This is a genomic window from Streptomyces sp. NPDC041713, from assembly GCF_055591085.1.
The window spans coordinates 146,539-171,193 of record NZ_JBVIZY010000013.1 but is presented as its reverse complement, the minus strand read 5'-3'; the positions used below and the strand labels follow the sequence as shown (position 1 = coordinate 171,193).

Genomic DNA, 24,655 nt, shown 5'->3' with positions numbered 1-24,655 from the left:
CAGCCGGAGGCCGCCCGGGTCAGCCCGAGTCAGCCCCGCTCAGCCCGCGAAGAAGTCCCCCAGGGCGGACGCCAGTTCCTCCGGAGCCTGTTCGGCCACGTGGTGCCCGGAATCGATGCCGTGGCCCCGGACGTCCGGCGCCCACCGCCGCCAGATCTCCAACGGGTCGCCGTACAGGTCCTCCAGGTCGTCCCGGAGCGACCACAGCGCCAGTGCCGGGCACTGGATCCGTACCCCGGCGGCGCGGTCCTCCTCCTCGTGCCGCCGGTCGACGGTGAGGCCCGCCCGGTAGTCCTCCAGCATCGCCCGCACCACATCGGGGTTCCGCATGGCCGCGCGCCACTCGTCGTGGTTCTCCTGGCCCATGGTCCGCGGATCGCCGCGGTACCAGCGGTCGGGGTCGGCGTTGATGACGCGTTCGGGGATGTCCGGCTGCGCGAAGAAGAACCAGTGCCACCACTGGGTGGCGAAGGTGGCCGTGATCCGGGACAGGTGCTCGGAGATGGGCAGGCAGTCGAGCAGCGCCACCCGCGAGACCGTGTCCGGGTGGTCGAGCGCCAGCCGCAGGGCGACCGCGCCGCCGCGGTCGTGCCCCGCGAGCGCGAACCGGCTGTGGCCGAGGGAGCGCAGTACGGCGACGACGTCACCGGCGACGGCCCGCTTGGAGTGTCCGGTGTGGTCCGCGGTGGGTGCCGGGCCGGTGGAGCGGCCGTACCCCCGCAGGTCGGGGCAGATCACGGTGAAGCCGCGCCGCACGAGGAGAGGGGCGACGCGGTGCCAGGTCGCGGAGGTACGGGGGTGACCGTGCAGCAACACCACGGGCGGGCCCTCCCCGCCGTGCCGTACGAAGATCGACGCGTCGTCGACCTCGATCCGCTCGGTCTCGAAGCCTTCGAACAAGGCCGGCACCCCATCCCCGTCGTCGTGTCGTCGCACCCATCGGCTCGTGCGTGGTCGGTACAGGCGTTCTTCTGCCCCCGTCCGGCTCCCCCGCACCCCATGCCGCAACGTTTCTGCGGTGAACCTCGTGCGCCACTCGGGCCAACCACCGGTTCGCCCCCGCGCAGACGGCAAATCTGGCGAGGTGATCAAGAACATCGTCCGCGGCCTCGCCGCGCTCAGCCTCACTCTGACCCCTCTCCTCGCCGCGCCGCCCGCACCGGCCGCCCCCGGGGCGCCGACCGAGACCACCACCCTCGCCGACGCCGTGCACCGCGTCCCCGCCGCCGACGAGAACCGCGACGGCTACGCCCGCGCCCGCTTCAGGCACTGGAACGCCGGAGCGAAGGCCGACGGCTGCGACACCGGCGCCGAGGTGCTGATCGCCGAGGCCAGCGAGGCGCCCGCCGTCCGCGGCCGCTGCAGGATCACCGGTGGTGAATGGCTCTCGTACTTCGACGCCCAGGAGGTCGAGGGCACGCGCAAGCTGGACGTGGCCCACCTCGTGCCGCTCGCCGAGGCCTGGGACTCCGGCGCGTCCGAGTGGAGCGCGGCGCGCCGTGAGGCCTACGCCAACGACCTGGGCGCCCCGGCCTCCCTGGTGGCCGTCACCTCCCGTACCCACCGCGCCCGGGGCGCCAAGGACCCGGCGCACTGGCTGCCGCCGCAGCCCTCCGCGCACTGCCGCTACGTGTCGGAATGGGTGGCCACCAAGCTCCGCTGGGACCTGGCCGCCGACCCCGCCGAGCTCGACGCCCTCGCGGTCTTCGGCTCCGGCCCGTGCAAGCGCACCGTCGTCAGGTACAAGGCGGTGCGCTGAGGCGGTGACAAGGCCGGTCCGCCGGGGCCGCGTTGACCCACACCGGGGAAGATGCGGATTTCCGGGGATGGACCGCGCTCTTCCGGATACTCGTAGGAGATGGTCTGGACACCGAAACGGCAGGGAAAGCACGGCGGCGACGCACCGGAGGGGCACCCGGACGACGACCGGGCGGGGGCGACCGTCGGGCCCGATGAACAGGTGGAGCGGCAGGCTCCGGACTCCCCCACGAAGCTGCCCAAACGCTCCTGGGGGGCGGTGCTCAAAGGCACCGTCAAAGAGTTCCAGGACGACGAACTCACCGACCGTGCCGGGGCGTTGACGTACTACGGCATCCTCTCGCTGTTCCCGGCGCTGCTGGCCCTCGTCTCGCTGCTCGGGATCGTCGGGCAGTCGGCGTCGCAGAAGGTCCTGGACGGCATCGAGGACCTCGCGCCCGGCTCGGTGCGGGACATTCTCAGCAGCGCCGTACGGCAGTTGCAGGGCAATGCCGGGACCGGTTCGGTCATGGCGGTCGTGGGTCTGCTGCTCGCGGTGTGGTCGGCGTCCGGCTATGTCGCGGCGTTCATCCGCAGCGCGAACGCCGTCTACGACATGCCGGAGGGCCGCCCGGTGTGGAAGGTCCTTCCGATAAGGCTCGGGGTGACCGTGATCCTCATGGTCCTTGCGGTCGTCAGCGCGCTGATCGTGGTGTTCACCGGCGGCCTCGCCAAGGAGGCCGGTGACCTGCTGGGCTTCGGCGACACGGCGCTCACGGTGTGGTCGATCGCGAAGTGGCCGGTGCTCCTGATCCTCGTCACGGTCATGATCGCGCTGCTGTACTGGGCCACGCCGAACGCGAAGGTCCGCGGCTTCCGCTGGATCACGCCGGGCAGCCTGCTGGCCCTGCTGATCTGGATGGTCTCCTCGGCCGGTTTCGCGTTGTACGTGGCCAACTTCGCCTCGTACAACAAGACGTACGGCACCTTCGCCGGCGTGATCGTCTTCCTGGTATGGCTGTGGATCACCAATCTGGCGATCCTGCTCGGCCTCGAGTTCGACGCCGAGATGGCCCGCCAGCGCGCGGTCGCGGGCGGCCTCCCGCCCGACCAGGAGCCGTATGTGGAGCCGCGCGACACCCGGGCGTGGGACGACGAGGACCGGGCCCGCCTCGATCCCTGACCGGGCCCGACGGCTGCCGTCAGCCGGACTTGCGGGCCACGCCGCCGTAGAAGCCGATCTCACCGGACCGCTCCGGCGGTGTGCCGTCGGGGCGCCAGAACGGGACCTGGGCCAGGCCGGGCTCGACCAGTTCGAAGCCGTCGAAGAACCGCTCGACCTCGGCGCGGGAGCGCAGGTTCAGCGTGGCGGTGGCCTTGGTGTAGACGGCCTGGGCGTCGCTGCGGTCGGCGAAGTCGCCGGTGGCGTGGGAGAGGACGAGGAAGCTGCCGGCCGGGAGCGCGTCGCGCAGGGCGGCGACGATCCGGCCGGGCTGCTCCGCGTCGGTGAGGAAGTGCAGGACGGCGACGAGGAGCACGGCGACGGGCTCGTGGAAGTCGATGACCCGGCGCACGTCCGGGTGGTGCAGGACGGCGTCCGGGTCGCGCAGGTCGCCGAGGACGATGCTGGTCGTGCCGGAGCCGCCGAGCAGCGCGTCGCCGTGCGTCTTCACGATGGGGTCGTTGTCGACGTACGCGACGCGCACGTCGGGGTCGATCTCCTGCGCGGTCTCGTGGACGTTCGGCGAGGTGGGCAGCCCGGTGCCGATGTCGAGGATCTGGCGCACGCCGCTGCCGACGACGTGGCGGACGGCGCGCTGCAGGAAGGCCCGGTTGGCGCGCACGCCGATCCGTACCTCGGGGGCCACGGCGGCGAGTTCGTCGGCGGCGCGCTGATCGACCTCGTAGTGGTCCTTGCCGCCGAGCAGGTAGTCGTAGATCCGCGCGGGGTGCGGCCTGCTGGTGTCCATCGCCCCGGCGGGAAGACCGGGGGAACCGGGCGGACCGGAAAAGCCGTCCTGTCGCACGCGTCGCTCCTCTCGGCCGCCCCTATGACCCCTTGTCCGCGAGCGGCAGCCGCCAGCTTTTCATATCGCCTCCGCCGCGCGGGCTACCGGCACTCCGCCTCCGGATCGGGGTGGACCGGCTCGCTGATTTTGGCGCGGGCGGCCTCCAGTTGGGCGGCGAAGGCGATGCCGAGGAAGAGTGCCACGGCGGTCAGGTTCGCCCACAGCAACAGGGCGATGAACGCCGTGAGCGGCCCGTAGATGGCGCCGAACGCCCCGCTCTCGCCCACGTAGAGGGCCAGCAGCCAGGTGGCCGCGACCCAGAGCGCCAGATGGACCGCCGAACCGAACGCGAGCCAGGTATAACCGGGTTGTACGCGACGCGGGGCCCTGCGCAGGATCACCGCCGACGCGATCCAGGCCAGCAGGAGACCGGCGGGTATCTCCAGCGCGCCCCACCGGCCGATGCCGCCGTGGTGGTCCCCGGTGGTGCGCGCGACCGCGTCCCCCACGGCCGTACCGGCCACCATCACGACGAACCCGAGCACCATCGGCAGCCCTGCCGTGACGGACAGGACCAGGGCCCGGCCGTACTTCGCCGGGGCGGGCCGGTCGCGCTCGATGCCGTAGATGCGGTTCGCCCCGCGCTCGATCTGGCCCATGGCCGAGGCGAGGTTCAGCACCGCGAAGGCAAGGCCGAGCCAGAGCGCCACCGTGCTCCACAGGTCGCTGTCGGCGGTGCGCCGCGTACCGTCGAACGCCTTCTCCACGACGTCGGAACTGGCGCCCGGGACGATGCGGGCCAGCGTCAGTTCCACCACCCGGCCCACGCCCTCGGTGTGCACACTGGTCGCAAGGCCCACCAGGACGACGGTGAACGGGACCAGGCCGAGCACCATCTGGAAGGCGAGCGCACGGGCGTTGGTGAAGCCGTCCGCGTAGCGGAACCGGCTGAAGGAATCCACCAGCAGGCGCAGCCCCCCGTAGTGGCGCAGTGCGGTGAAGGCTTCGTCACCGGAGAGTTCTTCTCCGATCATGTCCCGGGTCTGCGGGACGCGGACGGCGGTTCCCACGCGGGGCTGCTCCTCGGGTAGGCAGGGGCACGACTGTCCCTCTCCGCATGCCCCGCTCCGTATTGCGCACGCCTGACCTACGAGAACGGCTCTGACCTCGGCTTTTTCCGGCCGGACCGGCCACCGGATGCGAACCGGGCCGGGCGCTGCAAGCCTGGTGTGGGGGGCAACGCAGAGAGGCAGGCACCCATGTCAGTCATGGACAAGCTCAAGCAGATGCTCGGGGGCCACGAGGACAAGGCCGGCACGGGTATCGACAAGGCGGGCGACTTCGTCGACGGGAAGACCGAGGGCAAGTACAGCGGCCAGGTCGACACCGCCCAGGACAAGCTCAAGGACCAGTTCGGCAGGGACCAGGACCAGCCCCCGCAGACCTAGCGGGCCCCGCCGGAAGCCGCCGCCCCGCACCGGAGTGCTCCGGTGCGGGGCGGCGTCGGGCCGGTGAGCGCGGGTCCTACTTGTTCGGGTCCCGGAAGCGGCCGAACGTCTTCGTGAGGCTGTTCAGGAGCGAGCCGTCCGTCTTCGGCGCCGCCGGCTTGAGCGGCCCCGGGATGCGCACCCCGCCCCCGCCGGTCGCCTCGGCGAGCGCCGCCTGCGCGGCCTCGGCCGCCTCCCGGTACAGGTCGCAGGAGTTCGTCATCGCCTCCAGCGCCTCGGCGTACCGGACGACCATGCCCTGGGCGTGCGCCAGCTCCTCCTCCGGGGTGAGCAGGTGCCAGCCCTGGCGCAGCCGCGCGAGGGCCCGCTCGGCCTCCTCGTCCATCGGCCGCGGCAGCGCGGCGAACTCCCTGATCCTGTCGAGGAGTTCGACCGGCTCCGAGCCGTCGAGGAAGACGCTGCGCACCGTGAAGCGGTCCGCGTCGTACTCCGGGAGCTTCGGCTCGGTGGGCAGCACGACGCCGCCGCCGCGCGGCATCCGCGCGCCGAGCTCCCGCTTCATCGCGAAGTCGACGATCTGCGCCTGCTCCGGCGTGCCCCGGTGCTCCACGATCTGGTGCCGCAGGCTGGGCGGCAGGTACACGGAGACGGGCTGCTGGCCCTTGGCGTCCGGCGTCATCGCCTCGTGCACGACGACGTGGATGAACCAGCTCTGCCGGATGCAGTCGCGCAGCCGGTGGCGCAGTTCGTCGTCGTCCTTCGGCAGCTGGTTCGCCGAGCGCAGGCGCACGTCCGGGACCACGTCGTGGTCCCAGGGGATGCGGTCGCTGTCGGGCCAGAACATGGTGGCGGGCGAGGGCCAGCGCATGTCCCACGCGTCCTCCGCCTCGGCGGCGAGGATCCAGGTGACGCCCTCGCCCTCCTTGCGGCGGGTCCCGGGGTCATACGTGATCAGCTGGGCGCGCACCGTGACGTCGTCGGCCACGCGCCAGCGGGCCTCGAAGAGGCGGCGCGCGGTCGGGCCCGGGTCGGCCGTCTCGTCCCGCGGATACAGGACGCTGGAGCGGGCCGCCTCGACGGGGTCGAGGTCCAGGAAGTCGTCGAGCACCCCAGCCGCCTTGAGGGCGATCAGGTTGCGCCGGACGTCCTGCTCGGGTTCGGGTCCGAGATGGCTGCCGCGCGCGAGCCACACGGTGTCGGGGACAGTGGCGGTGGGGGTGCTGTTCTTGGTCATGGAGTCGTTCTGTGAGTGATCAGGGCCCGACCAGTATGGCTCGTACGCCTGTCAAAGGAAGCGGTACCGTCCCATTGACCTGCCCCTGATCGGCCCGTTCAGTCACGACACCCTTCTGACCAGCGGTGACGCGTGTCAGGTGGGAGAAACGCCCGTCCCCCGGGCGAGGGACCGGCGCCGGAATGCCGGCACCGGCACCCTCGGCTCAGGTGCGGCGGGCGTTGTACGCGTCGGCCGCCGTCTCGTTCATCGCGCTCCCCCACGCCTGGAGCCTGCCGCTCACGGCGCCGTGGGGCGGTTCGACGTCCGCCCCGGGCCGCATGCCCCGCCTGCCGCCGGGCGCCGCGGGCAGCAGGCGCGCCAGGACGCCGTTGAGCCGGGTCGTGGCCGTCGGCGCCACCCCGTGGGCCAGGTCCGCGGCGCGGGCCAGGGGCGTCAGGACCAGCCGGGTGCGGCGGCGGACCACCGCCTTCACGATGCGCTCGGCCGCACGCTGCGCGTTCATCGAGACGACGGGCGCGCCCGCGACGGCGGAGAACCAGCCGTACTCGCTGCCGCGGTCCCCGCCGAACTGCGCGTGCAGATGCGAGCCGGTGCGCATCAGCCCGGGGTAGACCGCGGTGACGCTCACGCCGGTGGGGCCCGCCTCGGCGTTCAGCCCCTCGGCCAGGATGCCGGTCGCGGCCTTGGCGCTCGCGTAGGGCAACAGATGCGGGACGCCCAGCAGGCCGCCCACCGACGAGATCAGCCCGAGGCGGCCGCCCCGCTCGCTCTCCCGGAGGTACGGGAGAGCCTCCAGGGAGGTGTGCACGGCCCCCATGAACAGGGTGCCCATGGCGTCCCGGAACTCGGCGGCGCCGATCGCCTCGACCGGGGCCACCTGGATGATCCCGGCGTTGGCGATGACGATGTCGGGGCCGCCGCACCTGTCGTGGGCGGCCTTGAACATGTGGTGGACGGACTCCTGGTCCCGTACGTCGCACACCGCCGTGTGGATGTCGACATCGGGGTTGCGGTGCCGCAACTTCTGCTGTGCGGCGGCGAGTTCGTCGGCGTCGCGGGCGGCGACGACGACCGTGGCGCCGCGGGCGGCGAGGCGGTCGGCCATGAGGAGGCCGAGGCCCCGGGAGCCGCCGGTGACCAGTGCGGTCGCTCCGGTGAGTGACTCGGTTGAGTGCGGCATGATCGCCTGACGTCCCTTCCGCTCAGGGCCTGAGGAGCGTCTTGATCATCCCGTCTTCCTTGTCCTGGAACATCCGGTACGCCTCGGGGGCGTCCTCCAGCGACATGTGGTGGGTGGCGAAGCCGTCGACGCCGAGCGGGTCCTCGTCGGTGAGGAGCGGCAGGATGTCGTCCACCCAGTTCCTCACGTTGGCCTGGCCCATGCGCAGCTGGATCTGCTTGTCGAACATCGTCAGGACCGGCATCGGGTCGATCGCGCCGCCGTAGACGCCGATGACGGAGACCGTGCCGCCGCGCCGGACGATGTCGATCGCCGAGTAGAGGGCGTTGAGCCGGTCGACGGCGACCCGGTCCATGAGCTTCTCGGCCAGCGCGTCGGGCAGCAGGCCCACGCCCCACTGGGCGGCCTTGGCCACCGGCGCGCCGTGCGCCTCCATGCCCACGGCGTCGATGACGGCGTCCGTGCCGCGGCCGTCGGTCAGGTCCCGGATCACGTCCCCGAGGTCCTTGCCGTGCCGGCGCAGGTCGAGGGCCTTGACGCCGTCCGCGTGGGCGCGGCTCAGCCGTTCGGGCACCAGGTCGACGCCCACGACGAGGCTCGCGCCCCGGTGCAGCGCGATGCGGGCGGCCATGGCGCCGATCGGGCCGAGGCCCAGGACGGTGACGGTGCCGCCCTGCGGGATGTCGGCGTACTCCACGGCCTGCCAGGCGGTCGGCAGCACGTCGGAGAGGAAGACGAAACGGTCGTCCGGCGGGCCCGAGGGCACCTTGATGGGCAGGGTGTTGCCGAACGGCACCCGCAGGAACTCCGCCTGGCCGCCGGGGACCTGGCCGTAGAGCTTGCTGAACCCGAAGAGCGCGGCGCCCGATCCGCGCTCCCTGACCTGGGTGGTCTCGCACTGCGACTGCAGGCCCCGGTCGCACATGAAGCAGTGCCCGCAGGAGATGTTGAACGGCACGACGACCCGGTCGCCCACCGAGAGCTCGGTGACGTCCGCGCCGACCTCCTCGACGATGCCCATGGGTTCGTGGCCGAGGATGTCGCCCGGGTCGAGGTAGGGGCCGAGCACCTCGTACAGATGCAGGTCGGATCCGCAGATGCCGCTGGACGTGACCCGCACGATGATGTCGGTGGCGTCCTTCAGTTGCGGATCGGGGACGGTGTCCACACGGACGTCTCGCTTGCCGTGCCAGGTGAGTGCACGCATCTCGGGTGTTCCTTCCGTAGCTGTGGCGCCGGACTCGTCACGGGTGTCCCCCGAGTGGGCCAGCCATGCATGGTCATGGCGGCCCGCGTGAAATCGGGCGGTGTTACGGGGCGGTGTTACGCCCCGGGGCCGCCGCTCCCGAAGGAGCCGCTGGAGCCCGGCTTCCAGCGGCGCGGGTCCTGGTCGTCGCTGCGCTTGTCGCCCGGGTGCATGTTCTCCGGCCGCAGCCGCTCGCTCTCGTCCTTCGCGTGCGGCATCTCGTCCGGCTCGCGCATCTCCCGAATCTCGTGGACGGGCCCGGACTCGGGCATCTTGGTCTGCTCGTCCGCGCGCGGCGGCGCGGACTCGCGCTGGCGGACCCGCTTACCGAGCCAGAAGGCCCACAGCAGCGCGCCCACGAGGATCAGTCCGCCGATGAAGGCGCCGATCGCCCCGAGTTCCGCGCCGGAAGCAGCCAGGACGTACGGTTCGCCGCTTGCCATGATCATGAGATTCGACTACCCGAAATATAAGCGACAAAAACCCCAAAACGGATTGGAATAAACTGGGCCATACCGTTTCATGGCGCGCGCTCGCGTACGGGAGCGATCACGGAGACCATGAGGAGACCCGCGCGCGGACCTGCCCGCGTGCTGCCAGGGTGACGTCGTCGAGAGGAAGAGCCTCATGAGCGTGCCGGTCCCGCCCGACCCCGATACCCGCCCCGCCCCGACGCCCGGCCCCGGCCCGGGCGGACCGCCCCCGCGCCCGCACCCGGGACCCGGCCCCGTCCCGACCCCCGGCCCCGACCCCACGCCGGACCCGGGTCCCGAGCCCTCCCCGTTCCCCACCTCCTCCCCCTCGCCCTGACCCTGACCCGCCACGATGACGGACCCGCGGGCCTTCCCGGCGGCAGTACGGCACGGATACCCCAGGACGGTACGAAGATGAACAGCCACGGAGCAGTCGCACGCGAGGTCACAGGCACGGATTCGGTCCATGGCGCGCCCTGCTGGGTGAGTCTGACCGCACGCGATCTGCCGACCGCGGAGCGGTTCTACGAGGCGGTGCTCGGCTGGACGTGGCGCGCGGGCAGGCTGGGCGACCAGTACCGGTTCGCGAGCGTGAACGGGGTGCCCGTCGCGGGCGTCTCCGCCATGGACACCCTCGGGCAGATGACCGTCGCCTGGACCCCCTACTTCGCCGTGGCGAACGCGAACGAGACGGTGTCCCGCAGCCACGAGCGCGGCGGGACGACCGCCGTGGGCCCGATCTCCTTCCCGCCGGGCCGGGCGGCGCTGCTGGCCGACCGGGACGGCGCCGTCTTCGGCATCTGGGAGGGCGAGCTGGTGGTCGGCTGGGAGAAGTGGCGCGCCGCGGCGCCGACCTTCGCCGAGCTGCACACCCGTAACGCCTTCGACGCGGCCATCTTCTACGGCGAGGTGCTCCGCTGGGCGACCTCGGAGCCGGGCGCGTGCGAGGTCGACTACGAGGACGAGGAGGTCGTCCTGCGCAGCATGGGGGACGTGGTGGCCCGCATCCACTCCGGCGCGGTGGACTCCGCGCCCGACCCGACGATCCGCCCGCGCTGGCAGATCCACTTCACGGTCGCCGACGTGGACGCCTGCGCCCGCGCCGCGCGCGCCCACGGTGGCAGCGTCCTGCTCCGCGACGAGGGCTCGGCCGAGGCGGTCCTGCGGGACCCGGACGGGGCGCTCTTCGTGGTGAACGCGCGGTAGCGGTGGGTGAGGGGCGCGGGCCGGTGAGCCGCGGGGGCGGTGAGCCGCGAGGGCCGCTGAGTCGCGTGGGCCGGTGAGCGGAACGGACCGGCCCGGGATGCGCCGGGCCGGACTCCGGGGTGCCATGGGGAGAGGCCAAGAGTCCCCGCGGTGACACGGGGAGTGACGGGAAAGGGTGGCACCGGCATGGCGCGTCCAGTGTGGAGCGGAACCGTGACCTTCGGCCTCGTGTCGCTGCCGGTCCAGATGTTCACCGCAACGGACAGCCACACCATCCGCTTCCACCAGCTGCAGCGCGGTACGTCCGATCGGGTCCGCAACAAACGGGTGAACGAGCGGACCGGCGAGGAAGTCCCCTACGACGAGATCGTCAAGGCGTACGACGCCGGTGACGAGTACGTCCTGGTGGAACCGGACGAGCTGGACGACATCGCGCCCGGCCGCTCCAAGTCGGTGGAGATCACCGGCTTCGTCGACCTGGCGGACGTCGAGCCGATCTTCTTCGACAAGACGTACTACCTCGGCCCGAAGGGCAAGGAGTACACGAAGATCTACGCCCTGCTGGAGAAGGCCCTCTCCGAGGCGGACCGAGCCGGCATCGCCACGTTCGTGATGCGCAACCACCAGTACCTGGTCGCGTTGCGGGCCGAGGACGGGCTGCTGACGCTGCACACCCTGCACTGGGCGGACGAGATCCGTGACCCGCGCAAGGAGATCGACGACCTGCCGAAGCAGACCAAGGTCACCGACCGCGAGCTGAAGATGGCGCGGCAGCTCGTGGACACCCTGCACATCGAGTGGAACCCCGAGGAGTTCCACGACACGTATCAGGAGCAGGTGGCCGCGCTCATCGAGGCCAAACGGACCGGCGAGTCGGTCGAGAAGGCGGAGCCGCCGGCCGAGTCCACGAACGTCGTCGACCTCATGGACGCGTTGCAGGCGAGCGTCGACCGGGCGAAGAAGCCGTCGGGCGGCGGCAAGAAGGACGACAGCAAGAAGGGTGCCGGCAAGAAGGAGAGCGGCAAGAAGGCGTCCTCCGACGGCGTCAGGCCGCCCACGCACATCAGTGAAGCCGCCGCCAAGCGCCGGGCCAGGGGCGGTGGGTCCGGGGCCGGCGGTTCCAAGGGCCGCAAGAAGAGCGCGCAAGGGCGGTCGCTCGACACGCTCACCAAGGCCGAGCTCTACGAACGGGCCACCGAGGCCGGGGTTCCGGGCCGCTCCGGCATGAACCGGGACGAGCTCGTCGACGCCCTGCGCGACGGACGGCGGCACAAGGCGACGTCCTGAGGTCCGACGCGACCCGCGCTCAGGCTCTCACCTTTCGCTCTCACCACTCGCTCTCACCAATCGCTCTCACCACTCGATGTGCTCCACGGCCGCGACCTCCGCGTCCATGTTGCGCCGCATCATCCGCAGCGCCGCGTCCGCCAGTTCGGCGTCGATGGACGCGACGGCGTCCTCGGCGACGACCACGTCCAGGTGCCGGATGTGGGCGTCCAGCGCCGAGTAGAGCACGCACTGCTCGGTGACCTGGCCGCACAGGATCACGCGCCGCACGCCCAGCTGGGACAGGAGGTATGACAGGGGCGTCTCGTAAAAGATCGAGTGCCGGGCCTTGACCACGAACAGGGAGTCGCCGTCGGGCCGGATCGGCTCGATCAGGTCGGCGTGCGGGCCCGACAGCGCGGTGTCGACGAGCTCTCCGTGGTGCGAGCGCCACTCGCCGAAGTTGTCGTTGGCGTAGATCACGGGGATCCCCGTGGACCGGGCCCGCTTCAGCAGCCCGACCATGGGCGGCACGATCTCGCGGACGGCGGGCAGGAGCACGTCCGCGTCCTCGTGCTCGTACGTGTTGATCATGTCGATGACGATGACCGCGCTCTCGCTCGCGCCCTTCTCGCTCATACCTTTTTCACTCATGCCTCTATGGTCACTCCGTTCCCGCCGCCAGGCGCTCCAGCCGCCGGGACGCCGGGCCCACCCCGCGCGCCCGGCGGGCGAGCCCCGCCCAGGGGTCGGTGTCGAGCCGGTCGCCGAGGTCGGTCACCGTCCAGCGGCGGGCCGTGAGCTCCGGCGCGTCCAGCTCGTCCCAGGCCAGCGGTACGGCGACGGGGGCGCCGGGCCTGGTCCGTACGGCGAACGGGGCGACCGCGGTCTGGGCGTATCCGTTGCGCGCGACGTCCAGGTACAGGCGTCCCTTGCGGGCGTCCTTGCGCGGCTCGGTCGTCAGCTCCTTCGGGTACCGGGCCGCCAGCACGTCCGCGGCGGCGCGGGCGAAGGCCAGGACGTCGTCGACGTCGTCGCGCCGGTTCAGCGGTACGACGACGTGCAGGCCGCGTGAGCCGGTGGTCATCAGGCCCGAGGCCAGCCCCAGCTCGTCGAGCAGCGTGCGCAGGCAGTGCGCCGCGCTCCGTACCCCCTCGAAGTCGTCGCCGGACGGGTCCAGGTCGAACACCAGGCGGTCGGGACGGCGCGGCCGGTCCGCGCGGCTCAGCCAGCGGTGCGGGGTGATGCAGGCCTGGCTCGCGAGATACACCAGGGTGGCGGTGTCGTCGCACAGTACGTGCGTGACCTCGCCGTCCTCCTTGGCCACCGCCGCGCGGTGGATCCAGTCGGGGAAGTAGTCGGAGATCTCCTTCTGGTAGAAGCGGCTCCCGTCGATCCCGTCCGGCATCCGCTCCAGCATCAGCGGCCTGCCGCGCAGCTCGGGCAGCATGCGCGGTGCCACGCGCCGGTAGTGCTCGGCGAGGTCGGCCTTGGTGATGCCGTCCCCGGGGAACAGCTCCTTGTCGGCCCGCTTCATCTCGACCGTGCGTCGGCCGACCCGCAGCTCCTGGGTGGGGCTCATATGCGGCCGTCTCCTTCGTGCCGATGGTGTCCGTGGTCTTCCCGGGCGTGGTCCGCCCCCCTCGCTCAGCGGTCCTCCAGCCGGGCGAAGACGCTGTCGTCGAGCCGTGCGAGCAGGTCGGCCGGGTCCCGGTAGACCGCCTCCGCGCCCGCCTCCGTCAGGTCGGCCCGCGGGATGCCGCCCGACAGCAGCGCCACGGGGCGTACCCCGGCGCGCACCGCGGCCTGCATGTCCCAGACCGTGTCCCCGACGAACACCGCGTCGTCGGCCGCCACCTCGGCCAGCTCCAGCGCCCGGTGGACCGGGTCGGGTGCCGGTTTGCCGTCGGCCACGTCGTCCGCGCTCGCCGTCCCGACGATCACCTCGTCCGCGTCGATGGCGCGGCGCAGCGCGTCGAGTTCCCGGCCGCCCGCGGAGGTGGCGAGGACGTTGCGCCAGCCCCGGTCCGCCAGCGCGTGCAGCAGGTCGTGCGCGCCGTCGAGGGGCGCCAGACGGTCGGAGTAGGCGCCGTAGAGCGCCTTGTGGGCGGAGCTGATCTGCTCGTCCTGGTCCGTGTCCCGGTCCTCGCCGAGCAGGTGCTCGATGAGGTCGGTCGAGCCGAGGCCGATGGACCGGTGGATGGCGTGCGTGGAGACCCGGTGGCCGGCCTGGCGGAACGCCTCCCACCAGGTCGTCACGTGCAGGTGATTGGTGTCGACGAGCGTTCCGTCGACGTCGAAGAGCGCCGCGCGCCCGGCGCGCCGGGCGCTCATGAGCCGCTCCGGAGCCGGGGCAGGACGCTGGTCCGGTAGAAGTCGAAGAAGCCCTGTTGGTCGGGGCCGATCTGGTTGACGTACACCTCGTCGAATCCCGCCTGTGCGTAGGCGCGTACCGCTTTCACATGCTCCTCCAGGTCGTCGCCGCAGGTCACGGCGGAGCTGATCATGTCCCGTGTGACCAGCTCGCTCGCCTGCTCGAAGTGTTTCGGTGTCGGCAGGAGCTGTCCCAGCTCTCCCGGCAGATGGTCGGTCGGCCACAGCCGGTGCGCCGTGTCGACGGCCTGCTCGCGGTCGGGGCCCCAGCACACCTTGAGCCCTCCGATCACCGGCTTGCCCCCGCCGCCCGCCCTGCGGAACTGTTCCACCAGGTCGCTGTCGGGCGTCATGGTCACGAAGCCGTCGCCGATCCGGCCGGCCAGCGCGGCGGCGCGGGGGCCGAAGCCGGAGACGTGGATCGGTACCGGCTCGTCCGGGACGGTGTAGAGCCGGGCGTTCTCCACGGTGTAGTGGCGCCCCCGGTGGGTGACCTGCTCGCCCGTGAAGAGCTGCCGGATGATCTGGACGGCCTCCTCCAGCATCTCCATCCGCACCTCGGCGTCGGGCCAGCGGTCGCCCAGCACGTGTTCGTTGAGCGCCTCGCCGGTGCCCACGCCGAACCGGAACCGGCCCTGGGTCAGCACGGCGGAGGTCGCCGCGGCCTGCGCGTTGACCGCGGGGTGCATACGGATGGTGGGGCAGGTGACCAGCGTCGTCACCGGCAGCGAGCAGGCCTGCGAGAGCGCGCCGATCATCGACCACACGAAGGGGCTCTGGCCCTGCTCGTCGTTCCAGGGGTGGTAGTGGTCGGAGATGGCGAGCACCTCGAACCCGGCCTGCTCGGCCGCCCTGGCCTGTGCGAGCAGCTCGGCGGGGCCGAACTCCTCGCACGACAGGAAGTATCCGTAGACGGTCATCGCGCGTGGCGCTCCTTCATAGGGGTCCGTGGGGCCATATGGGTCCTGGGGATCCCTTTCACAGGTTCACGTAGTCCCTTGCACAGGTTCACGTACTGCGCGGTGCGCCACACACTGGGCGGACCCGATGGGTGAACGGCGGCCGCGTACTCGCAGGCAGCGGGTACCCCCACGTCCCTCGCGTCACACGGGGTGGCGCTTCATCCGATGAGCGCAGGTCAGGGGGGCCAGGGCTGGGCGTACCCCTCGCGCAGCGGTCCCCCGTACAGATCGAGCACCTGCCCGGCCGCGGCGGCCAGCGGGGCGGGGTCGGCGTGCGCGGCGACGACCCGGTGACCGTCCAGCAGGGCCCGGCCCCGCACTGGATCCGCGTCCAGGAGCCGCCGGGGCAGCCACTTGCCGATACCGGTCCAGGCGCGGTGGTACGCGGTGAGCAGATGCGCCGCCTCACGCAGGGCGAAGTCGGCGAGGGCGAGCTGTTCGTACGGCTCGTCCGGCGGGGTGTCCACCAGGTCGTCCAGGTAGCAGGTGAGGCTGTAGCGGCCCCGTTCCCGTTCCGCAGGGAGCAGCGGGGGCGGTCCGGCGGCGAGCACTGTCCTGGCCTGTTCGCGAGTACGGGCGAGGTGACCGTGCGGGTCCATCAGGGTCAGCCCCTGGTCGTAGACGAAGAGCACGGTGCCACGGCGGCGGGCGCGGTCCCAGGCGAAGAACTCCGGGATGTCGGCGAGGGTGTTGAGGAACAGCTCCACCAACCGGCCTTCGTGCCGGATCACTTCACGCCGGCTCGTGTCCGTGTCCGTGTCCGGCAGGAGTACGGCGACGTCGAGGTCGCTCGTCGGCGTGGCACGTCCCTGGGCCGCCGAGCCGCCGAGCGTGGCGCCCACGGCGTGCGGGAAGAGAGTGGTGACCAGGCGGAGCGCCTGAGCGGCGGGGCTTTCTCGGTCAGTCATGGGCACCCATCGTGCCAACAGCCGCGGAACCGTCGAGGACCGCGTGCGGGATCTTCAGGTTCGGTACGTCGTGAGTGCCGTGCGGACGAATGAGTGGACCAGGGGGTTACTGTCGGCCGCGCTCCATGCCACCACCGCGCGGCTCGGCTCCATGTCGGTCAGTGGCACCACCGTGAGGCCCTCCGCCGGTTCGTCGTCCAGGAGTGTCAGGCCGACCGTGCCGTTCCACCGGACGGCCTCCCGGCACTCCTGCACCGCGCGCACCACCGGACCGGTGCGGGACCGCCCGCCGTTCCAGTACGACTGCCAACGGGGGTCGGTGCCCTCCGGGAACACGAACCAGCGGCGGTCGGCCACGTCGGCCAGCGTCAGGGTGGCGCGGCCCGCCAGCGGGTCGTCGGCGCGCAACAGCGCCCCCACCGGGTCGGCGCGCAGTTCGCGCACGGTCAGGCCGGTCTCTTCGAACGGCCCTCGGGTCAGCGAGACGTCGACCGACCCCGCGTGCAGACCGCACGTGGGGTCGGACAGGTCGGTCTCGCGGATCCGCACCTCCACGTCCGGGTGCCGCCGGCGATAGGCGTCGGCCAGCCGGGCCGCGTGCCGGTCGGCGCCCCCGGCGAGAAGGCCGACGGTGAGCGTCGCGGTGCCGGCCGCCGCACTCACCCGTACCCGGACCCGGTCCGCGAGGTCGAGCAGGTCGCGCGCCTCCTCCAGCAGGACGGTGCCCACGGCGGTGAGCGCGACGCCGGCGGAGGAACGGTCGAAGAGCGTGGCGCCGAGCTCCGCCTCCAGCCGCTTGATCGCCCGGCTCAGTGGCGGCTGGCTCATGTGCAGCCGGGTGGCCGCCCGGCCGAAGTGCAGTTCCTCGGCGACCGCCACGAAGTACCGCAGCGCACGGAGCTCCATGCCGCCACGATACCGATGCGGTATCGAGGGGGTGGAAGAGGTCTTGGACGGGAGCCCGGCACCCGCGCTGGAATCAAGGACATGAGCAACGAAGCCACCCCCAAGACCACCGAAGCGTCGCCCGCCGACCCCGCCGTGTCCGTCGTCGGTCCTGACGACGGCGAGAGGATCGTGCTCGGCACCACCCTCATGCGCGTCCTCGAGGACGGCAGCAACACCGGGCACCGGCTGGGAATGGCCGAGTCCGTGATCGCGCCGCACACCGCGGGACCGCCCCAGCACCGGCACGCCCAGCACGACGAGGGCTTCTACGTCATCGCCGGCACCGTGCGGTTCACGGTCGGCGAAACGGATCACGACGCTGCACCGGGCACGCTCGTGATGGTCCCGGCCGGCGCCCCGCACACGTTCGCCAACGTGACCGGCCAACCGGCCGTGATGCTCAGCACCTTCACGCCGGACCTGTACGTCCAGTACTTCCGGGAACTGCGCGACTCGCTGTCCGAAGGGCGGCCCCTGACCCCCGAGGCGAACATCGCGGCGATGCGCCGGTTCGCCACCGAGCCCGCCGCAGGCGTCCGACCTTCTTCGTGACCCCCCGCAGGCCGCCCGTCCGTACCCGACAACGCCGTTGGGGCGGCCCCCTGTCCAGGGGCCGCCCCAACGGCGTCTCGCGCTCGCGCGGTCAGTGCTTGCCGATGTCCTTGGTCTTCTCCTTCGCCTGGCGCGCGTCGCCCTTCATCTGCTGGGCACGGCCCTTGGCGGTGAGACTCTCGTTGCCCACGGCCCGGCCGGCCGCCTCGGCTGCGGCGCCGCTGGCCTGCTCGCCCTTGGCCTTCGCCTTCTCGTTGGCGCTCATGCTCCGCTCACGCTCCTTGGCATCGACATCATGTGCTGTTCGTTCGTGTGGCCACTCAACCGTCCGGCAAACATGGCGGATCACATTCGAAATCAGCGGGTGTAGTGGACTGTTTCGCGGGTAACCGCCGCCCAACGGGGAACATCAGCCAAGCTCGAATCGAAAGGGCGGGACTCAATGATCACCGTGACGGCGCGGGAACAGGCCCAGACCACCAGGGCCGGGGAAGATCTCGTCGAGCGCGCGTACACGGACCCCTCCTCCATCGCGCCCAAGGACGCGCGAGAGGTCGGCAAGCGGTTGTTCGACCGCCTGACCCACCTCGAGGAAGGCACGCACGAGTACCAGTACGTTCGCAACTGCTTGATCGAGATGAACCTCTCCCTCGTGCAGTACGCGGCCTCCCGGTTCAAGCACCGGGGCCAGCAGGAGATGGAGGACATAGTCCAGGTCGGCACCATCGGCCTGATCAAGGCGATCGACCGGTTCGAACTGACCCGCGAGGTCGAGTTCACGTCGTTCGCCGTCCCGTACATCACGGGTGAGATCAAGCGGTTCTTCCGCGACACCTCCTGGGCCGTCCATGTGCCGCGCCGGCTGCAGGAAGCCCGTATCGAGCTCTCCAAGGCCACCGAGGAGCTGCGCACCCGCCTGGGCCGCATGCCCTCCACGGCCGAGCTCGCGGAGCTCATGCAGCTGGAGCCGGCCGAGGTCACGGAGGCGATGAAGGCGTCCAACGGCTACAACGCCGTCTCGCTGGACGCCGCGGTCAACAGCGCGGACGACGAGTCCGACACGATGCTGGCCGACTTCATCGGCGTCGACGAGGAGTCCTTTGAACTCGTCGAGAACTTCCACTCCCTCGCCCCGCTCATCGCGGAGCTCGACGACCGCGAGCGCACGCTGATCCACCTCCGCTTCGTCGAGGAGCAGACCCAGCAGCAGATCGCCGACGTCCTCGGCTGCTCGCAGATGCACGTCTCGCGGCTCATCTCCCGCATGGTGGGCAAGCTCCGCGCCGGCCTGCTGACCACCGAGTGACCCAGCCGCCCCATAGAGGCTGAGCGCTGCCCCCGTGCCGAGCGGTACGGGGGCAGCTTCATGCCCGCGCACGGATCCGCGCGGACGCCCCGGCGTCGGAGAGCTGCTTCCTCCCTGTTTCAACGTGTTTGTTGTGGTTACCTGTCGTGCTCCGGCCACGACTCGCGGGGCCGGGCACGGAGAGGGCAGTCGGAGCACGTGGTGAATCGGGTACGGAGCGGGTGGACGTGGCTGGCGCGGGCGTGGGGTTCCCCCGGGCACGAGCGCAACACGGTTCTTCTGGTGGCCAAGAGTGTGCTGGCCTCGACGCTGGCGTGGTGGATCGCGCAGGATCTCCTGCACGCGAAGTCGCCCGCGTTCGCGCCGTTCTCCGCGGTCCTGACGATGAACGTCACGATCCACCGCTCGGTGTGGCAGACGCTGCGCTACATCGCCGCGGTCGTCCTCGGGGTGGCGGTGCAGGCGGCGATCGGCTTCACGGCGGGCCCGGACCTGTTCGCCTTCGTCGTGGTCGCCGCCATCGCGCTGGCGCTCGGCCAGTGGTCGGCGCTCGGCGAACAGCGGTCGCAGATCGGCACAGCGGCGTTCTTCGCCTTCTCCACCTACGCGGCGGCCACGACCAACGGCGACCGCGCCCTGCAACTCGGGCAGATCATCCTGCTCGTCGGCATCGGCTGCGGCATCGGCCTCATCGTCAACCTGTGCATCGCTCCCCCGCTGCGCTACCGCAGCGCCGAACAGGGCCTGCACATCCTCGCCGCCGAGATGGAGTCCCTCCTCGACGACATGGCCGACGGCCTGGCCAGCGGCGACATCGACGCCGAGCGCGCCGAGCAGTGGCGTGCGGCGGGGGCACGCGCCCAGTCCGCCGTCGGGCAGGCCCGCGCCGGCCTGGACGCGGCGGAGAGCAGCCTGCCCTTCAACCCGCGCCGGCTGCTGCCCAAGCACCGCGGCTATCTCACCTTCAGCCGCTACCGCCAGTCCCTGGAGGCCCTGGAGCGCGCGGTCTACCAGCTGGCCTCGCTCACCCGGAGCCTCAGCCGCTGGCAGGACACCGAGGACACCTACTCGTACGCCCCTGTCCTGGAGGCCTACGCCGACTTCGCCGGCACGCTGCGCGACATCGCCCACGTCGTCGCGGAGCTCGACAGCGACACCCTCGCCGAACAGGCGGAGAAGATGTGCGGCCTGGCCAAGACCGCTCAGGACGCCCTGCAGAAGGTGCTGACCGCGGCACGCGACCAGGACCTGCCACTGGCCAACGCCTCCCGCCCGTACGGCGTCCTCGTCGTCGAGGCCACCCGTCTGATGGAGGAGTTCCAGAACACCTGCGACGTCCTCCAGGACACCGCCGACGAGTGACGGTCAGGGGCTTTCCGGTGCCGCGGGGCGGACGGTGAGTATCTGCTGCGCGTACCCCACCGGTCCCGTCACGTCGTGCAGGACGGTGCTGGTGATGCCCTGCCCGGTGGGGCCGAAGGTGACGGTGGTGTCGAGTCCCGTCCACCGGCCCGTGGGCTGCCGGTGCAGGTGGAGGGTGAGGTCGACGTTGGGGAACATCCAGGCGGTCGGCGGCTGGCGTGCGGCGATGCCGTTCGCGGTGTCGACGAGTGCGACGTAGGAGGCGAGCGGGCCCGCCTGCTCCCCGGCGACCAGGTCGAGCGGGGTGGAGATCCACGCCGTCGTACGGCCCGGTTGCGGCACTCCCACCGGCCGGACGTCCACGGACGCGACGTACCCGCCGGGCCAGAGGGCGTCCATCGCCCACGGCGTGAGCGTCTCGGGTGCGGGCAGCGGGTCCGCGCCGCCGCCGGCCACGGCGGTGGTGTCGCCGGCGGCGAGCAGCCAGGCGCGGGCGCGGACGACGGGCCGGCCGGCGATGAGGGCGACGGCCTCGACGAGTTCGATGGTGCGGCCGGGGCGGAGCGTCTCCACCCGGATCTCGCACTCGTCGAGGGCGAGCCGGCCGAGGATGTCGAAGCTGATCCGGGAGAGCAGCAGGCCGGTGTCCGGCCGCGCGGCGCGGTCGCGCTCGATGGCGTGCACGAGGAGGCCGCCGAGCGGGCTGAAGTGCTGCTCGTCGGTGCTCCAGGCGCCGCCGGCGTGCGCGGTGGGCTTGTAGCGGTGTTCGTCGATGGGCTCGAAGTAACTGCCGGTGTTCAAGGGGTGCGTACCTCCGGTGGAACGGCGCGACTCGGGTGCCAGTGAATCAATTGGGACGTCAGTGCGGGAAGACGGTGCTGGCCAGGACGACGTGCACGGTCGTGCCGCCGAGGATGCTCAACAGGGCGTTCCTGCGCCACAGATGCAGTCCCGCGGTGACCGCGAGGGCCGCGACGGGAGCCACGGCGCGCGGCTGGGTGAGGGGGGTGTCCCGCAGGCAGTAGACGACCAGGATCACCATGACGCCCGCGGGCATGCGGGTGCTGAGGTACCGCACGGTGGGGCTGGAGCGCAGCGGGGCGAGGGCGGCGAACGGCAGTGCGCGCAGGACCCAGGTGACGGCGGCGGCGACGAGGACGGCGGCGACGGCGTAGCCGGTGTCAGACATGGGCGGGCCTCTCGGCGGTGGTGCGGTGGCGGGCCAGGAGTCCCGCGGCGAACAGGGCGAAGGCGGCCAGGAGCATCTCGCCGGGGAAGAGGAGCCGGGCGGCCAGGGCGCTGCCGAGCGCGAGGAGCGGGGTGGGAAGGTCGCCGCGCAGGTCGCGCACGGCGTCCAGGGCGAGGACGGTGAACAGGGCGGTCAGGGCGAAGTCCAGGCCGGTGACGCCGTCCGGGATCAGGGAGCCGAGCAGCGCTCCGGCGGTGGCGCTGCCCGCCCAGTACAGGTGCATGAAGAACTGCATCCACACGATGCGCCGGCCGGACCGGCTCCTGGCCTGCTCGGACGCGGTCAGCGCGTACGCCTCGTCGGTGAGCGCGAAGGTGCTGTACGTCTTGGCGAACCGGCCCCGCACCCGGTGGAGCGGGAAGGACAGGGCGTAGAAGATGTGCCGGGCGTTCACGAGGAAGGCGGCCACGGCGACGGAGGTCAGCGGCGCACAGGCGGCGACCATGCCGATCAGCAGGAACTCGAACGAGCCGCCGTAGATGAGGGCGGACGACAGCGCCGCCCACCACCAGTCGAGCCCGGACTGGATGACGAGTGCGCCGAAGGCGAGGCCGAGCGGGAGCATGCCGAGGCCCACCGACGCGCAGTCGCCGAAGGCGGCGCGGGCCTCGCCCGCCGTCCGGGGCTCACATCGGGTGGGTGCGGCCTCGACGGCGGCAGCGGTGGTGCTTATTCGCATGCCGACATTTTATTGGGAAAGCCGCCTCATTTGGTTGCCGATAGTGACCTTATGATCTCTGTATGAGCAATGAAGTCAGCCTCGATGCCACGGACTACGAAATTTTGTTTCACCTCCGTCGTGACGGGCGGTTGTCGAACGTCGAGTTGGCCAAGCGGGTGGGCCTGACCCCTCCCCCGTGTCTGCGCAGGATCAAGCGCCTGGAGGAGGCCGGGGTGATCGCCGGATACCGGGCCGTCGTCGACCCGGTGGCGCTGGGCCGCGAGTTGGAGGTCCTCATCGACGTGGAGATCTACGCGCAGGACCGCAAGACGGTCACCGCGTTCGAGAAGACGGTGTCCTCGTACGAGCAGGTCATCGAGTTCCGGCGGATGTACGGGCGCCCCGACTACTTCCTGCGCGTCGCCGTCTCCGACCACGCCTCCTACGAGGCGTTCCTCACCGACAAGCTCAGCGGCCTGCCCGCCGTGCTGCGCCTGGAGTCGCACCTCACGATGAAGAAGATCAAGGACGACAGCTGACGTGCCCGTCCCCCGCCCCGCCCGCCCCGGCCGTCCCCAAGAGCGCGGCCGCATCGGTGAGATGACCGATGTGCGGACACCGGGCGCGCCGACATAGTCCTCGGGAGATCGTTCCGCGGGCGGCCGCGCCGTGCCCGGCCCACCCGGTTGCCGTGCCCGGCCCGCCCGGTTTTCGAAAGGACCCTTCTGTGGACACGTATGCGGATCTGGTGTTCGTCGGCGGCCAGGTGGTCACGGTGGACGCGGAGTTCTCCGTCGCCTCGGCCCTGGCGGTGACCGGCGGGATCATCGCCGCCGTCGGCGGGCGGGAGGACGTCGCACCGCTCATCGGGCCCGGCACCCGCGTCGTGGACCTGCGGGGCGCGACGCTCCTTCCCGGGATCAACGATTCCCATCTGCACGGATGTGCCTACGGGATGGCGTCGCCGCCGCTCTCCGTCGACCTCGGCCACCCCGCCGTGGCGTCGATCGCGGACGTGGCGGGGGCGGTGCGGGAGGCGGTCGGGCGCGCTCCGCGCGGGCAGTGGGTCACGGGGCACGGCTGGGACACCGGATATCTCGCGGAGTGTGCCGCCGATCCGTCGCGGCAGCCCTCGCGGCACGACCTGGACGCCGTGAGCCCGGACCACCCCGTCGTCCTGTACTCCTTCTCCGGGCACGCCACCTGGATCAACTCCGCGGCGCAGCGACTCATCGGGATCGACCGGGACACCGTCGCACCGCCCGGCGGAGCCGTCGTCGTGGACGCGGCCGGCGAGCCGACCGGGCTGCTCCACGAGGGGGCGCAGGCCCTGGTCCAGAACGCGCTGCCGCCACTGAGCCGGCCGGAGCGGACGGCCGCGATCCGGTCGACCCTCGCGTCGCTGGCCCGGCTCGGCATCACCAGCTACACCGAGCCGGGGCTCGGCCCCGGCGGCGACGGCATCATGCGGGGCGCGCTGGGCTCCGAGACCCTCGACGTCTACCGCAGGCTGCTGGCCGACGGCGAACTCACCGCCCGGCTGGGCGTTCTGCTCCTGCCCACCGGGATGGCGGGCACGGCGGAGGAGTTCGCCCGGACGCTCGACGAGCTCGACGAGGCCGGCGACTTCGGTGGCTCCGGCGGCTTCGGTGGCTCCAGCGGCCCCGACCGCCCCGGCGAGTCGGGCCGGGTCGATCCGCGCCGCCTCGCGGTCCACGGGGCCAAGATCTTCGCCGACGGCATCGTCCCCAACCGGACGGCGTGGATGAACGAGCCGTACGTGGGCGGCGGTTGCGGCGCCCTGTGCGTCGGCGGCGGGACCGACGCCGAACGGACCGCCGAGATCGACGCGATGATCCGGCACGCGCATGCCGCCGGGTACCAGGTGGGCGTGCACGTCACCGGCGACCGGGCCTGCGACACCGTCGCGGACGCCTTCGCCGCGGCCATGGCCGGACACCCGCGGCCCGACGCCCGGCACTACGCCATCCACGGCGACTTCCTCACCGCGCACAGCATGAAGGTGCTGGCGTCGCACGGTCTCGGCGTCAACATGAACCCCACCATCAAGTGGACCGTCGCCGACATGGAGGAGGAGTTCGTCGGCGCCGAACGCGCGGCCTACGCCTGGCCCTACCGCGACGCCCTGGACGCGGGCGTACGGGTCGCGAGCGGGTCCGACGCCCCGGTCACGGACCCGGACTGGCGCCAGGGGATCGCCACGATGGTGCTGCGCGAGTCGAAGGCCGGGGGCCGGGTCAGCGGTCCTGAGCAGCGCATCACGCTGGTCGAGGCGATCCGTACGTACACGATCGACGCGGCGTGGCAGGACTTCGCCGACGACTGGAAGGGCTCGCTCGAACCGGGCAAGGTCGCCGACCTGTGCGTGCTCGACGGGGATCTGCTCGGCGCCGATCCGCACGACATCCCGACGATGCCGGTCGTGCTCACGGTGATGGACGGGCAGATCGTGCACGACGCCCTCGCCGGCTGAACGGGGCCCTCCCCGGGGGGGGCGAGCCGTCCGGTGTG

27 protein-coding genes are annotated in these 24,655 nt (G+C 71.7%); 10 read left to right on the top strand and 17 right to left on the bottom strand.

Annotation, left to right across the window (positions count from 1 at the left end):
• Positions 1-39: 39 nt before the first annotated feature.
• Positions 40-900 carry an alpha/beta fold hydrolase gene (locus ACZ6CV_RS31355; RefSeq protein WP_469254464.1) on the bottom strand — a complete coding sequence of 287 codons (861 nt, stop codon included), beginning with the start codon at positions 898-900 and terminating at the stop codon, positions 40-42.
• 184 nt (positions 901-1,084) lie between these two features.
• Between ACZ6CV_RS31355 and ACZ6CV_RS31350 the strand changes: the two genes are divergently transcribed.
• Positions 1,085-1,759, top strand: a complete 675-nt coding sequence (locus ACZ6CV_RS31350) for an HNH endonuclease family protein (RefSeq protein WP_469254462.1) — start codon at positions 1,085-1,087, stop codon at positions 1,757-1,759.
• 99 nt (positions 1,760-1,858) lie between these two features.
• Positions 1,859-2,920 carry a YihY/virulence factor BrkB family protein gene (locus ACZ6CV_RS31345; protein ID WP_469254460.1) on the top strand — a complete coding sequence of 354 codons (1,062 nt, stop codon included), beginning with the start codon at positions 1,859-1,861 and terminating at the stop codon, positions 2,918-2,920.
• A gap of 19 nt (positions 2,921-2,939) precedes the next feature.
• On the opposite strand, the gene ACZ6CV_RS31340 is transcribed toward ACZ6CV_RS31345, so the two are convergent.
• Together ACZ6CV_RS31340 and ACZ6CV_RS31335 are read right to left on the bottom strand one after the other, a co-directional pair.
• Complete coding sequence (locus ACZ6CV_RS31340) at positions 2,940-3,707, bottom strand: SAM-dependent methyltransferase (protein WP_469254458.1); 768 nt, start codon at positions 3,705-3,707, stop codon at positions 2,940-2,942.
• Between the two features lie 140 nt (positions 3,708-3,847).
• The gene (locus ACZ6CV_RS31335; protein WP_362370329.1) at positions 3,848-4,816 is read right to left on the bottom strand and encodes a YihY/virulence factor BrkB family protein; all 969 of its coding nucleotides are present in this window, start codon (positions 4,814-4,816) and stop codon (positions 3,848-3,850) included.
• Positions 4,817-5,005: 189 nt separating this feature from the next.
• Here ACZ6CV_RS31335 and ACZ6CV_RS31330 point away from each other — a divergent pair, with 189 nt between their 5' ends.
• Positions 5,006-5,194 carry an antitoxin gene (locus ACZ6CV_RS31330; protein ID WP_469254456.1) on the top strand — a complete coding sequence of 63 codons (189 nt, stop codon included), beginning with the start codon at positions 5,006-5,008 and terminating at the stop codon, positions 5,192-5,194.
• Between the two features lie 76 nt (positions 5,195-5,270).
• Here ACZ6CV_RS31330 and ACZ6CV_RS31325 read toward each other — a convergent pair whose 3' ends face one another.
• The 4 genes from ACZ6CV_RS31325 to ACZ6CV_RS31310 form a co-directional block, all read right to left on the bottom strand.
• Positions 5,271-6,428: a hypothetical protein gene (locus tag ACZ6CV_RS31325; RefSeq protein WP_469254454.1), complete on the bottom strand. Its 1,158-nt coding sequence runs from the start codon at positions 6,426-6,428 to the stop codon at positions 5,271-5,273.
• Between the two features lie 205 nt (positions 6,429-6,633).
• Complete coding sequence (locus ACZ6CV_RS31320) at positions 6,634-7,611, bottom strand: SDR family NAD(P)-dependent oxidoreductase (RefSeq protein ID WP_469254452.1); 978 nt, start codon at positions 7,609-7,611, stop codon at positions 6,634-6,636.
• A gap of 22 nt (positions 7,612-7,633) precedes the next feature.
• Positions 7,634-8,818 (bottom strand): zinc-dependent alcohol dehydrogenase, encoded by a 1,185-nt coding sequence (locus tag ACZ6CV_RS31315; protein ID WP_469254451.1) that lies wholly within the window; start codon positions 8,816-8,818, stop codon positions 7,634-7,636.
• Positions 8,819-8,934: 116 nt separating this feature from the next.
• Positions 8,935-9,300, bottom strand: coding sequence for a DUF6479 family protein (locus ACZ6CV_RS31310; RefSeq protein ID WP_469254449.1), 366 nt, complete (start codon positions 9,298-9,300; stop codon positions 8,935-8,937).
• Positions 9,301-9,744: 444 nt separating this feature from the next.
• Between ACZ6CV_RS31310 and ACZ6CV_RS31305 the strand changes: the two genes are divergently transcribed.
• Together ACZ6CV_RS31305 and ku are read left to right on the top strand one after the other, a co-directional pair.
• Positions 9,745-10,536 (top strand): VOC family protein, encoded by a 792-nt coding sequence (locus tag ACZ6CV_RS31305; RefSeq protein ID WP_469254447.1) that lies wholly within the window; start codon positions 9,745-9,747, stop codon positions 10,534-10,536.
• Positions 10,537-10,722: 186 nt separating this feature from the next.
• Complete coding sequence (gene ku, locus ACZ6CV_RS31300; RefSeq protein WP_469254445.1) at positions 10,723-11,823, top strand: non-homologous end joining protein Ku; 1,101 nt, start codon at positions 10,723-10,725, stop codon at positions 11,821-11,823.
• Positions 11,824-11,889: 66 nt separating this feature from the next.
• Here the strand turns inward: ku and ACZ6CV_RS31295 are convergent, their stop codons facing one another.
• The 6 genes from ACZ6CV_RS31295 to ACZ6CV_RS31270 form a co-directional block, all read right to left on the bottom strand.
• Positions 11,890-12,456 carry a cysteine hydrolase family protein gene (locus ACZ6CV_RS31295; protein ID WP_362370352.1) on the bottom strand — a complete coding sequence of 189 codons (567 nt, stop codon included), beginning with the start codon at positions 12,454-12,456 and terminating at the stop codon, positions 11,890-11,892.
• A gap of 10 nt (positions 12,457-12,466) precedes the next feature.
• Positions 12,467-13,384 (bottom strand): non-homologous end-joining DNA ligase, encoded by a 918-nt coding sequence (ligD, locus tag ACZ6CV_RS31290; protein ID WP_469254443.1) that lies wholly within the window; start codon positions 13,382-13,384, stop codon positions 12,467-12,469.
• Positions 13,385-13,449: 65 nt separating this feature from the next.
• A complete protein-coding gene (locus tag ACZ6CV_RS31285; RefSeq protein ID WP_469254441.1) occupies positions 13,450-14,136 on the bottom strand; it encodes an HAD family hydrolase in 687 nt (228 codons plus the stop codon).
• Positions 14,133-15,095 (bottom strand): LLM class F420-dependent oxidoreductase, encoded by a 963-nt coding sequence (locus ACZ6CV_RS31280; protein WP_469254439.1) that lies wholly within the window; start codon positions 15,093-15,095, stop codon positions 14,133-14,135. The genes ACZ6CV_RS31285 and ACZ6CV_RS31280 overlap by 4 nt, the downstream gene beginning before the upstream one ends.
• Positions 15,096-15,313: 218 nt before the next feature.
• Positions 15,314-16,045, bottom strand: coding sequence for a nucleotidyltransferase domain-containing protein (locus ACZ6CV_RS31275; RefSeq protein ID WP_469254437.1), 732 nt, complete (start codon positions 16,043-16,045; stop codon positions 15,314-15,316).
• A gap of 54 nt (positions 16,046-16,099) precedes the next feature.
• On the bottom strand, positions 16,100-16,951 hold the full coding sequence (locus ACZ6CV_RS31270) for a LysR family transcriptional regulator (protein ID WP_469254436.1): 852 nt from the start codon (positions 16,949-16,951) through the stop codon (positions 16,100-16,102).
• An 81-nt stretch (positions 16,952-17,032) separates the two neighbouring features.
• Between ACZ6CV_RS31270 and ACZ6CV_RS31265 the strand changes: the two genes are divergently transcribed.
• Positions 17,033-17,545, top strand: coding sequence for a cupin domain-containing protein (locus tag ACZ6CV_RS31265; RefSeq protein ID WP_469254434.1), 513 nt, complete (start codon positions 17,033-17,035; stop codon positions 17,543-17,545).
• A gap of 91 nt (positions 17,546-17,636) precedes the next feature.
• On the opposite strand, the gene ACZ6CV_RS31260 is transcribed toward ACZ6CV_RS31265, so the two are convergent.
• Positions 17,637-17,810 carry a CsbD family protein gene (locus tag ACZ6CV_RS31260; RefSeq protein WP_355815163.1) on the bottom strand — a complete coding sequence of 58 codons (174 nt, stop codon included), beginning with the start codon at positions 17,808-17,810 and terminating at the stop codon, positions 17,637-17,639.
• A gap of 177 nt (positions 17,811-17,987) precedes the next feature.
• On the opposite strand from ACZ6CV_RS31260, the gene ACZ6CV_RS31255 reads away from it, so the two are divergent.
• Entirely contained in the window at positions 17,988-18,851 is an 864-nt protein-coding gene (locus tag ACZ6CV_RS31255; RefSeq protein ID WP_469254432.1) for a SigB/SigF/SigG family RNA polymerase sigma factor, read from the top strand.
• 282 nt (positions 18,852-19,133) lie between these two features.
• Positions 19,134-20,213 carry an FUSC family protein gene (locus ACZ6CV_RS31250; RefSeq protein WP_469254430.1) on the top strand — a complete coding sequence of 360 codons (1,080 nt, stop codon included), beginning with the start codon at positions 19,134-19,136 and terminating at the stop codon, positions 20,211-20,213.
• 3 nt (positions 20,214-20,216) lie between these two features.
• Here the strand turns inward: ACZ6CV_RS31250 and ACZ6CV_RS31245 are convergent, their stop codons facing one another.
• Genes ACZ6CV_RS31245 through ACZ6CV_RS31235 form a run of 3 tightly spaced genes read right to left on the bottom strand, consistent with a single transcriptional unit; the run spans position 20,217 to position 22,027 of the window.
• On the bottom strand, positions 20,217-21,014 hold the full coding sequence (locus ACZ6CV_RS31245) for a thioesterase family protein (protein WP_469254428.1): 798 nt from the start codon (positions 21,012-21,014) through the stop codon (positions 20,217-20,219).
• 58 nt (positions 21,015-21,072) lie between these two features.
• Positions 21,073-21,402, bottom strand: coding sequence for a branched-chain amino acid transporter permease (locus ACZ6CV_RS31240; protein ID WP_469254426.1), 330 nt, complete (start codon positions 21,400-21,402; stop codon positions 21,073-21,075).
• Positions 21,395-22,027 (bottom strand): AzlC family ABC transporter permease, encoded by a 633-nt coding sequence (locus ACZ6CV_RS31235; RefSeq protein ID WP_469254504.1) that lies wholly within the window; start codon positions 22,025-22,027, stop codon positions 21,395-21,397. The genes ACZ6CV_RS31240 and ACZ6CV_RS31235 overlap by 8 nt, the downstream gene beginning before the upstream one ends.
• 176 nt (positions 22,028-22,203) lie before the next feature.
• Here ACZ6CV_RS31235 and ACZ6CV_RS31230 point away from each other — a divergent pair, with 176 nt between their 5' ends.
• Together ACZ6CV_RS31230 and ACZ6CV_RS31225 are read left to right on the top strand one after the other, a co-directional pair.
• On the top strand, positions 22,204-22,662 hold the full coding sequence (locus ACZ6CV_RS31230) for an Lrp/AsnC family transcriptional regulator (RefSeq protein ID WP_469254424.1): 459 nt from the start codon (positions 22,204-22,206) through the stop codon (positions 22,660-22,662).
• A 188-nt stretch (positions 22,663-22,850) separates the two neighbouring features.
• Positions 22,851-24,617, top strand: coding sequence for an amidohydrolase (locus tag ACZ6CV_RS31225; RefSeq protein WP_469254422.1), 1,767 nt, complete (start codon positions 22,851-22,853; stop codon positions 24,615-24,617).
• Positions 24,618-24,655 lie beyond the last annotated feature (38 nt).

Coding starts and splice junctions, on each gene's coding strand:
- ku (WP_469254445.1), top strand. CDS start 10,723: ATGGCGCGTCCAGTGTGGAGCGGAACCGTGACCTTCGGCCTCGTGTCG.
- ACZ6CV_RS31295 (WP_362370352.1), bottom strand. CDS start 12,456: ATGAGTGAAAAAGGTATGAGCGAGAAGGGCGCGAGCGAGAGCGCGGTC.
- ACZ6CV_RS31285 (WP_469254441.1), bottom strand. CDS start 14,136: ATGAGCGCCCGGCGCGCCGGGCGCGCGGCGCTCTTCGACGTCGACGGA.
- ACZ6CV_RS31315 (WP_469254451.1), bottom strand. CDS start 8,818: ATGCGTGCACTCACCTGGCACGGCAAGCGAGACGTCCGTGTGGACACC.
- ACZ6CV_RS31235 (WP_469254504.1), bottom strand. CDS start 22,027: ATGCTCCCGCTCGGCCTCGCCTTCGGCGCACTCGTCATCCAGTCCGGG.
- ACZ6CV_RS31255 (WP_469254432.1), top strand. CDS start 17,988: ATGATCACCGTGACGGCGCGGGAACAGGCCCAGACCACCAGGGCCGGG.
- ACZ6CV_RS31340 (WP_469254458.1), bottom strand. CDS start 3,707: ATGGACACCAGCAGGCCGCACCCCGCGCGGATCTACGACTACCTGCTC.
- ACZ6CV_RS31280 (WP_469254439.1), bottom strand. CDS start 15,095: ATGACCGTCTACGGATACTTCCTGTCGTGCGAGGAGTTCGGCCCCGCC.
- ACZ6CV_RS31310 (WP_469254449.1), bottom strand. CDS start 9,300: ATGGCAAGCGGCGAACCGTACGTCCTGGCTGCTTCCGGCGCGGAACTC.
- ACZ6CV_RS31275 (WP_469254437.1), bottom strand. CDS start 16,045: ATGACTGACCGAGAAAGCCCCGCCGCTCAGGCGCTCCGCCTGGTCACC.
- ACZ6CV_RS31230 (WP_469254424.1), top strand. CDS start 22,204: ATGAGCAATGAAGTCAGCCTCGATGCCACGGACTACGAAATTTTGTTT.
- ACZ6CV_RS31345 (WP_469254460.1), top strand. CDS start 1,859: ATGGTCTGGACACCGAAACGGCAGGGAAAGCACGGCGGCGACGCACCG.
- ACZ6CV_RS31330 (WP_469254456.1), top strand. CDS start 5,006: ATGTCAGTCATGGACAAGCTCAAGCAGATGCTCGGGGGCCACGAGGAC.
- ACZ6CV_RS31305 (WP_469254447.1), top strand. CDS start 9,745: ATGAACAGCCACGGAGCAGTCGCACGCGAGGTCACAGGCACGGATTCG.
- ACZ6CV_RS31270 (WP_469254436.1), bottom strand. CDS start 16,951: ATGGAGCTCCGTGCGCTGCGGTACTTCGTGGCGGTCGCCGAGGAACTG.
- ligD (WP_469254443.1), bottom strand. CDS start 13,384: ATGAGCCCCACCCAGGAGCTGCGGGTCGGCCGACGCACGGTCGAGATG.
- ACZ6CV_RS31265 (WP_469254434.1), top strand. CDS start 17,033: ATGAGCAACGAAGCCACCCCCAAGACCACCGAAGCGTCGCCCGCCGAC.
- ACZ6CV_RS31325 (WP_469254454.1), bottom strand. CDS start 6,428: ATGACCAAGAACAGCACCCCCACCGCCACTGTCCCCGACACCGTGTGG.
- ACZ6CV_RS31320 (WP_469254452.1), bottom strand. CDS start 7,611: ATGCCGCACTCAACCGAGTCACTCACCGGAGCGACCGCACTGGTCACC.
- ACZ6CV_RS31240 (WP_469254426.1), bottom strand. CDS start 21,402: ATGTCTGACACCGGCTACGCCGTCGCCGCCGTCCTCGTCGCCGCCGCC.
- ACZ6CV_RS31260 (WP_355815163.1), bottom strand. CDS start 17,810: ATGAGCGCCAACGAGAAGGCGAAGGCCAAGGGCGAGCAGGCCAGCGGC.